The sequence below is a fragment of the Acinetobacter sp. 228 genome (assembly GCF_048147885.1).
Genome location: NZ_JAYWYV010000032.1, coordinates 1 through 8,199, shown reverse-complemented (window position 1 = coordinate 8,199; position 8,199 = coordinate 1). Strand labels below are relative to the sequence as shown.

The 8,199-nt window shown below is 47.2% G+C and carries 15 protein-coding genes and 1 pseudogene; 2 read left to right on the top strand and 14 right to left on the bottom strand.

The features are described from left to right. The first annotated feature begins 588 nt into the window (after positions 1-588). Both VXQ92_RS15105 and bor read left to right on the top strand, forming a co-directional pair. A complete protein-coding gene (locus tag VXQ92_RS15105) occupies positions 589-999 on the top strand; it encodes a DUF1398 domain-containing protein (protein ID WP_012775990.1) in 411 nt (136 codons plus the stop codon). Positions 1,000-1,288: 289 nt separating this feature from the next. Next, positions 1,289-1,582 carry a serum resistance lipoprotein Bor gene (gene bor / locus VXQ92_RS15100; protein WP_000738492.1) on the top strand — a complete coding sequence of 98 codons (294 nt, stop codon included), beginning with the start codon at positions 1,289-1,291 and terminating at the stop codon, positions 1,580-1,582. Positions 1,583-1,613: 31 nt separating this feature from the next. Here the strand turns inward: bor and rzpD are convergent, their stop codons facing one another. From rzpD to VXQ92_RS15030, 14 genes and pseudogenes are all read right to left on the bottom strand, one after another. Continuing rightward, positions 1,614-2,075 carry a prophage endopeptidase RzpD gene (rzpD, locus tag VXQ92_RS15095; protein ID WP_000092275.1) on the bottom strand — a complete coding sequence of 154 codons (462 nt, stop codon included), beginning with the start codon at positions 2,073-2,075 and terminating at the stop codon, positions 1,614-1,616. Further along, a complete protein-coding gene (locus VXQ92_RS15090) occupies positions 2,072-2,509 on the bottom strand; it encodes a glycoside hydrolase family protein (RefSeq protein WP_202808541.1) in 438 nt (145 codons plus the stop codon). The genes rzpD and VXQ92_RS15090 overlap by 4 nt, the downstream gene beginning before the upstream one ends. A gap of 22 nt (positions 2,510-2,531) precedes the next feature. Beyond that, positions 2,532-2,849 (bottom strand): annotated as a pseudogene (locus VXQ92_RS15085) (phage holin, lambda family). Positions 2,850-3,531: 682 nt separating this feature from the next. After that, positions 3,532-4,155: an antitermination protein gene (locus VXQ92_RS15080; protein ID WP_001235459.1), complete on the bottom strand. Its 624-nt coding sequence runs from the start codon at positions 4,153-4,155 to the stop codon at positions 3,532-3,534. Continuing rightward, entirely contained in the window at positions 4,152-4,817 is a 666-nt protein-coding gene (locus VXQ92_RS15075) for a serine/threonine protein phosphatase (protein WP_001271136.1), read from the bottom strand. The genes VXQ92_RS15080 and VXQ92_RS15075 overlap by 4 nt, the downstream gene beginning before the upstream one ends. Further along, complete coding sequence (locus VXQ92_RS15070; RefSeq protein ID WP_002901791.1) at positions 4,795-5,001, bottom strand: phage NinH family protein; 207 nt, start codon at positions 4,999-5,001, stop codon at positions 4,795-4,797. Before VXQ92_RS15070 ends, VXQ92_RS15075 begins: the two co-directional genes overlap by 23 nt. Further along, positions 4,998-5,609 (bottom strand): recombination protein NinG, encoded by a 612-nt coding sequence (locus VXQ92_RS15065; RefSeq protein ID WP_001108044.1) that lies wholly within the window; start codon positions 5,607-5,609, stop codon positions 4,998-5,000. Before VXQ92_RS15065 ends, VXQ92_RS15070 begins: the two co-directional genes overlap by 4 nt. Continuing rightward, positions 5,602-5,772, bottom strand: coding sequence for a protein NinF (locus tag VXQ92_RS15060; protein WP_000566997.1), 171 nt, complete (start codon positions 5,770-5,772; stop codon positions 5,602-5,604). The genes VXQ92_RS15065 and VXQ92_RS15060 overlap by 8 nt, the downstream gene beginning before the upstream one ends. Further along, on the bottom strand, positions 5,769-5,951 hold the full coding sequence (locus VXQ92_RS15055; RefSeq protein ID WP_000113775.1) for a NinE family protein: 183 nt from the start codon (positions 5,949-5,951) through the stop codon (positions 5,769-5,771). Before VXQ92_RS15055 ends, VXQ92_RS15060 begins: the two co-directional genes overlap by 4 nt. Continuing rightward, positions 5,918-6,088 carry a protein NinD gene (ninD, locus tag VXQ92_RS15050; RefSeq protein WP_223368622.1) on the bottom strand — a complete coding sequence of 57 codons (171 nt, stop codon included), beginning with the start codon at positions 6,086-6,088 and terminating at the stop codon, positions 5,918-5,920. The genes VXQ92_RS15055 and ninD overlap by 34 nt, the downstream gene beginning before the upstream one ends. After that, on the bottom strand, positions 6,088-6,960 hold the full coding sequence (locus VXQ92_RS15045; protein WP_000611491.1) for a phosphoadenosine phosphosulfate reductase family protein: 873 nt from the start codon (positions 6,958-6,960) through the stop codon (positions 6,088-6,090). The genes ninD and VXQ92_RS15045 overlap by 1 nt, the downstream gene beginning before the upstream one ends. Beyond that, positions 6,957-7,397, bottom strand: a complete 441-nt coding sequence (locus tag VXQ92_RS15040) for a recombination protein NinB (RefSeq protein ID WP_000736903.1) — start codon at positions 7,395-7,397, stop codon at positions 6,957-6,959. Before VXQ92_RS15040 ends, VXQ92_RS15045 begins: the two co-directional genes overlap by 4 nt. Positions 7,398-7,470: 73 nt before the next feature. Continuing rightward, positions 7,471-7,761: a protein ren gene (locus VXQ92_RS15035; protein ID WP_000145933.1), complete on the bottom strand. Its 291-nt coding sequence runs from the start codon at positions 7,759-7,761 to the stop codon at positions 7,471-7,473. Next, on the bottom strand, positions 7,758-8,199 hold a 442-nt coding region (locus VXQ92_RS15030), incomplete at its 5' end, for a replication protein P (protein WP_243435659.1). The genes VXQ92_RS15035 and VXQ92_RS15030, both read right to left, overlap by 4 nt.

The following is an 8,199-nucleotide window of genomic DNA, read 5'->3' as shown; positions in this document are numbered from 1 at the left end:
TAAATTCACTTAATTACGAGGGCATTGCAGTAATTGAGTTGCAGTTTTACCACTTTCCTGACAGTGACAGACTGCGTGTTGGCTCTGTCACAGACTAAATAGTTTGAATGATTAGCAGTTATGGTGATCAGTCAACCACCAGGGAATAATCCTTCATATTATTATCGTGCTTCACCAACGCTGCCTCAATTGCTCTGAATGCTTCCAGAGACACCTTATGTTCTATACATGCAATTACAACATCAGGGTAACTCATAGAATCAGATCCACGGAGGGATCATCAGCAGATTGTTCTTTATTCATTTTGTCGCTCCATGCGCTTGCTCTTCATCTAGCGGTTAAAATATTACTTCAAATCTTTCTGTATGAAGATTTGAGCACGTTGGCCTTACATACATCTGTCGGTTGTATTTCCCTCCAGAATGCCAGCAGGACCGCACTTTGTTACGCAACCAATACTATTAAGTGAAAACATTCCTAATATTTGACATAAATCATCAACAAAACACAAGGAGGTCAGACCAGATTGAAACGATAAAAACGATAATGCAAACTACGCGCCCTCGTATCACATGGAAGGTTTTACCAATGGCTCAGGTTGCCATTTTTAAAGAAATATTCGATCAAGTGCGAAAAGATTTAGACTGTGAATTGTTTTATTCTGAACTAAAACGTCACAACGTCTCACATTATATTTACTATCTAGCCACAGATAATATTCACATCGTGTTAGAAAACGATAACACCGTGTTAATAAAAGGACTTAAAAAGGTTGTAAATGTTAAATTCTCAAGAAACACGCATCTTATAGAAACGTCCTATGATAGGTTGAAATCAAGAGAAATCACATTTCAGCAATACAGGGAAAATCTTGCTAAAGCAGGAGTTTTCCGATGGGTTACAAATATCCATGAACATAAAAGATATTACTATACCTTTGATAATTCATTACTATTTACTGAGAGCATTCAGAACACTACACAAATCTTTCCACGCTAAATCATAACGTCCGGTTTCTTCCGTGTCAGCACCGGGGCGTTGGCATAATGCAATACGTGTACGCGCTAAACCCTGTGTGCATCGTTTTAATTATTCCCGGACACTCCCGCAGAGAAGTTCCCCGTCAGGGCTGTGGACATAGTTAATCCGGGAATACAATGACGATTCATCGCACCTGACATACATTAATAAATATTAACAATATGAAATTTCAACTCATTGTTTAGGGTTTGTTTAATTTTCTACACATACGATTCTGCGAACTTCAAAAAGCATCGGGAATAACACCATGAAAAAAATGCTACTCGCTACTGCGCTGGCCCTGCTTATTACAGGATGTGCTCAACAGACGTTTACTGTTCAAAACAAACCGGCAGCAGTAGCACCAAAGGAAACCATCACCCATCATTTCTTCGTTTCTGGAATTGGGCAGAAGAAAACTGTCGATGCAGCCAAAATTTGTGGCGGCGCAGAAAATGTTGTTAAAACAGAAACCCAGCAAACATTCGTAAATGGATTGCTCGGTTTTATTACTTTAGGCATTTATACTCCGCTGGAAGCGCGTGTGTATTGCTCACAATAATTGCATGAGTTGCCCATCGATATGGGCAACTCTATCTGCACTGCTCATTAATATACTTCTGGGTTCCTTCCAGTTGTTTTTGCATAGTGATCAGCCTCTCTCTGAGGGTGAAATAATCCCGTTCAGCGGTGTCTGCCAGTCGGGGGGAGGCTGCATTATCCACGCCGGAGGCGGTGGTGGCTTCACGCACTGACTGACAGACTGCTTTGATGTGCAACCGACGACGACCAGCGGCAACATCATCACGCAGAGCATCATTTTCAGCTTTAGCATCAGCTAACTCCTTCGTGTATTTTGCATCGAGCGCAGCAACATCACGCTGACGCATCTGCATGTCAGTAATTGCCGCGTTCGCCAGCTTCAGTTCTCTGGCATTTTTGTCGCGCTGGGCTTTGTAGGTAATGGCGTTATCACGGTAATGATTAACAGCCCATGACAGGCAGACGATGATGCAGATAACCAGAGCGGAGATAATCGCGGTGACTCTGCTCATACATCAATCTCTCTGACCGTTCCGCCCGCTTCTTTGAATTTTGCAATCAGGCTGTCAGCCTTATGCTCGAACTGACCATAACCAGCGCCCGGCAGTGAAGCCCAGATATTGCTGCAACGGTCGATTGCCTGACGGATATCACCACGATCAATCATAGGTAAAGCGCCACGCTCCTTAATCTGCTGCAATGCCACAGCGTCCTGACTTTTCGGAGAGAAGTCTTTCAGGCCAAGCTGCTTGCGGTAGGCATCCCACCAACGGGAAAGAAGCTGGTAGCGTCCGGCGCCTGTTGATTTGAGTTTTGGGTTTAGCGTGACAAGTTTGCGAGGGTGATCGGAGTAATCAGTAAATAGCTCTCCGCCTACAATGACGTCATAACCATGATTTCTGGTTTTCTGACGTCCGTTATCAGTTCCCTCCGACCACGCCAGCATATCGAGGAACGCCTTACGTTGATTATTGATTTCTACCATCTTCTACTCCGGCTTTTTTAGCAGCGAAGCGTTTGATAAGCGAACCAATCGAGTCAGTACCGATGTAGCCGATAAACACGCTCGTTATATAAGCGAGATTGCTACTTAGTCCGGCGAAGTCGAGAAGGTCACGAATGAACTAGGCGATAATGGCGCACATCGTTGCGTCGATTACTGTTTTTGTAAACGCACCGCCATTATATCTGCCGCGAAGGTACGCCATTGCAAACGCAAGGATTGCCCCGATGCCTTGTTCCTTTGCCGCGAGAATGGCGGCCAACAGGTCATGTTTTTCTGGCATCTTCATGTCTTACCCCCAATAAGGGGATTTGCTCTATTTAATTAGGAATAAGGTCGATTACTGATAGAACAAATCCAGGCTACTGTGTTTAGTAATCAGATTTGTTCGTGACCGATATGCACGGGCAAAACGGCAGGAGGTTGTTAGCGCGACCTCCTGCCACCCGCTTTCACGAAGGTCATGTGTAAAAGGCCGCAGCGTAACTATTACTAATGAATTCAGGACAGACAGTGGCTACGGCTCAGTTTGGGTTGTGCTGTTGCTGGGCGGCGATGACGCCTGTACGCATTTGGTGATCCGGTTCTGCTTCCGGTATTCGCTTAATTCAGCACAACGGAAAGAGCACTGGCTAACCAGGCTCGCCGACTCTTCACGATTATCGACTCAATGCTCTTACCTGTTGTGCAGATATAAAAAATCCCGAAACCGTTATGCAGGCTCTAACTATTACCTGCGAACTGTTTCGGGATTGCATTTTGCAGACCTCTCTGCCTGCGATGGTTGGAGTTCCAGACGATACGTCGAAGTGACCAACTAGGCGGAATCGGTAGTAAGCGCCGCCTCTTTTCATCTCACTACCACAACGAGCGAATTAACCCATCGTTGAGTCAAATTTACCCAATTTTATTCAATAAGTCAATATCATGCCGTTAATATGTTGCCATCCGTGGCAATCATGCTGCTAACGTGTGACCGCATTCAAAATGTTGTCTGCGATTGACTCTTCTTTGTGGCATTGCACCACCAGAGCGTCATACAGCGGCTTAACAGTGCGTGACCAGGTGGGTTGGGTAAGGTTTGGGATTAGCATCGTCACAGCGCGATATGCTGCGCTTGCTGGCATCCTTGAATAGCCGACGCCTTTGCATCTTCCGCACTCTTTCTCGACAACTCTCCCCCACAGCTCTGTTTTGGCAATATCAACCGCACGGCCTGTACCATGGCAATCTCTGCATCTTGCCCCCGGCGTCGCGGCACTACGGCAATAATCCGCATAAGCGAATGTTGCGAGCACTTGCAGTACCTTTGCCTTAGTATTTCCTTCAAGCTTTGCCACACCACGGTATTTCCCCGATACCTTGTGTGCAAATTGCATCAGATAGTTGATAGCCTTTTGTTTGTCGTTCTGGCTGAGTTCGTGCTTACCGCAGAATGCAGCCATACCGAATCCGGCTTGTGATTGCGCCATCCCCATAGCAGCCATCACATCAGTACCGGAAAGAGAGTCAGAAGCCGTGGCCCGTGGTGAGTCGCTCATCATCGGGCTTTTTGGCGAATGAAATTTAGCTACGCTTTCGAGTCTCATGCGCCTTCTCCCTGTACCTGAATCAATGTTAGGTTTCCGCAGAACACTGCGCCGGTATCGATATACATTTGGTTGGCAAACTTGAGTGGTTTCACTGCTGGCGTATGACCAAAGATGAACGTGTCCGCGCCTTTGATTTCTTTCACGATCCCGTTTTGTGAGTTGCTGATTCGTTCGCGGTTCCAGATTACCTGCTGATGATCAACTGGCTTTCCAAACTCGTATTCGTCAAAGGGATAATCGGCGTGGCAGATAACATATTTTTTATCTTTGCTCACCAGTTCGATGATTAACGGAAGTTCATCTGCTTTATGGGCAAGAGCTTTAGCCAGAATTTCTTTGTCGTAATCGAGATTAAAGAACCAGCCACCGCCATTAAGCAGCCAGTGATTAACGTTTCCACGCTCTGATAAGCCATCAATCATCATTTGCTCATGGTTTCCACGTACAGCTCTGAACCAGGGGAATGTGATTAATTCCAGGCATTCAACGTTCTCTGCACCACGATCAACCAAATCGCCCACCGAGATAAGCAGGTCTTTTTTGTTGTCGAATCCAATCGTATCCAGTTTGTTCATCAGGTTCGTGTAGCATCCGTGCAGATCGCCAACTACCCAAATATTTCGGTATTTGCTGCCATCAATTTTTTCGTAATAGCGCATCTCTTTCACTCCATCCGCGATGAACCATGAGAACGTCGTTGACGATGGCGTGCATTTTCCCGTCTTTATCATCAACGTATTTTCTGACCGTACCGCGACTACATTTCAGTCTGCGTGCTACTTCTGTCTGATTTCCGTATGTTTCAACGAGCATGTCTGGAATGGTTTTTACTGAGAACGTCATGCGGCCTCACTTCTGCTATTTCGCAGGTCTTTGAGTTTCTGTTGGTACTCTGCCTTGATCGCCTTGCACTCTTCGATAGTCCAGCGATGGCGGTTATGGTTTGATTCGATTTCGTCTACTGCTTCCTGCCCGATGCGGCTAATCAGTTCGACGCGATACGGAACGAGATTTCCGCTTTTGTGCTGGTTGCACACCACGCATTGCTTGTGAATATTGCGTTCATTAAATCGGAGTTGAGGTGCCGCAGCAGTTGTCCGGTAATGTCCGGCATCCCACTGAGCAGACGTGAGCGTTCCGCACGAGATACATGGTAAGTCGCGGTCTCTTTCTCTGATGAAGGCGTTTACGGCTTGTTGGGCTTGTTTAATCCAGTAACTGCGGGGCTTTAAGGCGAGTTTTCGAATCTTAAGTTTATCTTTCTGTTTCTGCTCCTCTCGTCGTCGTTTCTTCTCTGCTGCTTTTTCCGCTTTTTCGCGTTCTTTACTTCGTCGTTCGAGTGCTATCTTGGTTCCACACTCTGGAGAGCACCACCACTGATTAGCGAATGCAGGGTGAAACCATTCCCGGCATTCATCGTTTTTACATCGTCTTCGCGCTGGTTTAGCCATCATCTTCTTCCTCGTGCATCGAGCTATTCGGATCGCTCATCAGTTCTGCGCAGCAGTGCTCACACACGTGAACTTCCAGCACATGCAGCTTCTGACCGCAGTTAGCGCACGTTAAAGCTCGCTCGACGCTTTCTTGTTCGTAACTTCGATTTTGGTCAATCACCTTGTTTTCCTCGCACGACGTCTTAGCCACCGGATATCCCACAGGTGAGCCGTGTAGTTGAAGGTTTTTACGTCAGATTCTTTTGGGATTGGCTTGGGTTTATTTCTGGTGCGTTTCGTTGGAAGGTATTTGCAGTTTTCGCAGATTATGTCGGTGATACTTCGTCGCTGTCTCGCCACACGTCCTCCTTTTCCTGCGGTAGTGGTAACACCCCTGTTGGTGTTCTTTCACACCGGAGACACCATCGATTCCAGTAAGGTTGATTTGGTCGGAAGCGGTTATCTTCTTTGCATTCACCGCACCGATAACATCGCATCATGCAGCTTCCCTCCCGAAGTCGAAATCAAGCTGCCCTCCAAATATTTCGCATGACTCAGAACAAGAGCCGGTATCGAATCTTTTAGCTCGTACCATGTCCTGATACAGGGCTTGATAATCATTTTCTGAATACATTTTCGCGATACCGTCCAGCGACATTCTTCCTCGGTACATAATCTCCTTTGGCGTTTCCCGATGTCCGTCACGCACATGGGATCCCGTGATGACCTCATTAAAAACACGCTGCAATCCCTCCTCATCTTTGCAGGCAAGTCCGATTTTTTGCGTTGATTTTTTAATGCAGAATATGCAGTTACCGAGATGTTCCGGTATTTGCAAATCGAATGGTTGTTGCTTCCACCATGCGAGGATATCTTCCTTCTCAAAGTCTGACAGTTCAGCAAGATATCTGATTCCAGGCTTTGGCTTTAGCCGCTTCGGTTCATCAGCTCTGATGCCAATCCACGTGGTGTAATTCCCTCGCCCGAAATGGTCATCACAGTATTTGGTGAAGGGAACGAGTTTTAATCTGTCAGTGCAGAACGCGCCGCCGACGTATGGAGTGCCATATTTCTTTACCATATCGATAAATGGCTTCAGAACAGGCATTCGCGTCTGAATATCCTTTGGTTCCCATACCGTATAACCATTTGGCTGTCCAAGCTCCGGGTTGATATCAACCTGCAATACGGTGAGCGGTATATCCCAGAACTTCACAACTTCCCTGACAAACCGATATGTCATTGGATGTTCACAACCTGTATCCATGAAAACGTAATGCACGTCTTTACCTGCCCGTCGCTTTTGCTCCATTAGCCAGAGCAAATATGCTGACGTCCTGCCACCGGAGAAACTAACGACATTTATCATGCAGCCCTGTCTCCCCATCTCGCTTTCCACTCCAGAGCCAGTCTCGCTTCGTCTGACCACTTAACGCCACGCTCTGTACCGAATGCCTGTATAAGCTCTAATAGCTCCGCAAATTCGCCTACACGCATCCTGCTGGTTGACTGGCCTATTACCACAAAGCCATTCCCGGCAAGGTTAGGAACAACATCCTGCTGCTTTAATGCTGCGGTAAACACACACTTCCAGCTTTCTGCATCCAGCCAGCGACCATGCCATTCAACCTGACGAGAGACGTCACCTAAGCAGGCCCATAGCTTCCTGTTTTGGTCTAAGCTGCGGTTGCGTTCCTGAATGGTTACTACGATTGGTTTGGTTGGGTCTGGAAGGATTTGCTGTACTGCGTGAATAGCGTTTTGCTGATGTGCTGGAGATCGAATTTCAAAGGTTAGTTTTTTCATGACTTCCCTCTCCCCCAAATAAAAAGGCCTGCGATTACCAGCAGGCCTGTTATTAGCTCAGTAATGTAGATGGTCATCTTTTAACTCCATATACCGCCAATACCCGTTTCATCGCGGCACTCTGGCGACACTCCTTAAAAACCAGGTTCGTGCTCATCTTTCCTTCCCGTTCTTCCCTGGTAGCAAACCGGTAATACACCGTTCGCCAGACCTTACCTTCGATAACCAGAAGACCTGCCCGTGCCATTTTAGCCGCGGCCTGATTTATGCTGGTTACTGTTGCGCCTGTTAGCGCGGCAACGTCCGGCGCACAGAAGCTATTATGCGTCCCCAGGTAATGAATAATTGCCTCTTTGCCCGTCATACACTTGCTCCTTTCAGTCCGAACTTAGCTTTGATTTCTGCGATCTTCGCCAGAGCCTGTGCACGATTTAGAGGTCTACCGCCCATGACAGGAAGTTGTTTTACTGGTTCAGGGATCGCCTCACCACGGTTAATTCTCGCAGTCATATGGACAAGCTCATCTGCGGCCTTACGGCGTAATTCCGCATCAGTAAGCGCATTGGCCCGCATGTTCTGATACAGGTTGGTAACCAGCCAGTAGTGCGCGTTTGATTTCCACGGATAAGACTCCGCATCCGGATACAGGCCTCGCTTCCGGCAATACTCGTAAACCATATCAACCAGCTCGCTGACGTTTGGCAGTCCGGCGGTAACGGATGCTTCTTCCCGGCACCATGCAACAAACTGCCCGGGTGATGGCAGAAATGGTCGATTCTGCCGACGGGCTACGCGCATTCCT

Bases quoted from the DNA above. Each gene is read 5' to 3' on its own strand.
- VXQ92_RS15105 (WP_012775990.1), top strand. From the start codon at position 589: ATGGCTCAGGTTGCCATTTTTAAAGAAATATTCGATCAAGTGCGAAAA.
- bor (WP_000738492.1), top strand. From the start codon at position 1,289: ATGAAAAAAATGCTACTCGCTACTGCGCTGGCCCTGCTTATTACAGGA.
- rzpD (WP_000092275.1), bottom strand. From the start codon at position 2,075: ATGAGCAGAGTCACCGCGATTATCTCCGCTCTGGTTATCTGCATCATC.
- VXQ92_RS15090 (WP_202808541.1), bottom strand. From the start codon at position 2,509: ATGCTGGCGTGGTCGGAGGGAACTGATAACGGACGTCAGAAAACCAGA.
- VXQ92_RS15080 (WP_001235459.1), bottom strand. From the start codon at position 4,155: ATGAGACTCGAAAGCGTAGCTAAATTTCATTCGCCAAAAAGCCCGATG.
- VXQ92_RS15075 (WP_001271136.1), bottom strand. From the start codon at position 4,817: ATGCGCTATTACGAAAAAATTGATGGCAGCAAATACCGAAATATTTGG.
- VXQ92_RS15070 (WP_002901791.1), bottom strand. From the start codon at position 5,001: ATGACGTTCTCAGTAAAAACCATTCCAGACATGCTCGTTGAAACATAC.
- VXQ92_RS15065 (WP_001108044.1), bottom strand. From the start codon at position 5,609: ATGGCTAAACCAGCGCGAAGACGATGTAAAAACGATGAATGCCGGGAA.
- ninD (WP_223368622.1), bottom strand. From the start codon at position 6,088: ATGCGATGTTATCGGTGCGGTGAATGCAAAGAAGATAACCGCTTCCGA.
- VXQ92_RS15045 (WP_000611491.1), bottom strand. From the start codon at position 6,960: ATGATAAATGTCGTTAGTTTCTCCGGTGGCAGGACGTCAGCATATTTG.
- VXQ92_RS15040 (WP_000736903.1), bottom strand. From the start codon at position 7,397: ATGAAAAAACTAACCTTTGAAATTCGATCTCCAGCACATCAGCAAAAC.
- VXQ92_RS15035 (WP_000145933.1), bottom strand. From the start codon at position 7,761: ATGACGGGCAAAGAGGCAATTATTCATTACCTGGGGACGCATAATAGC.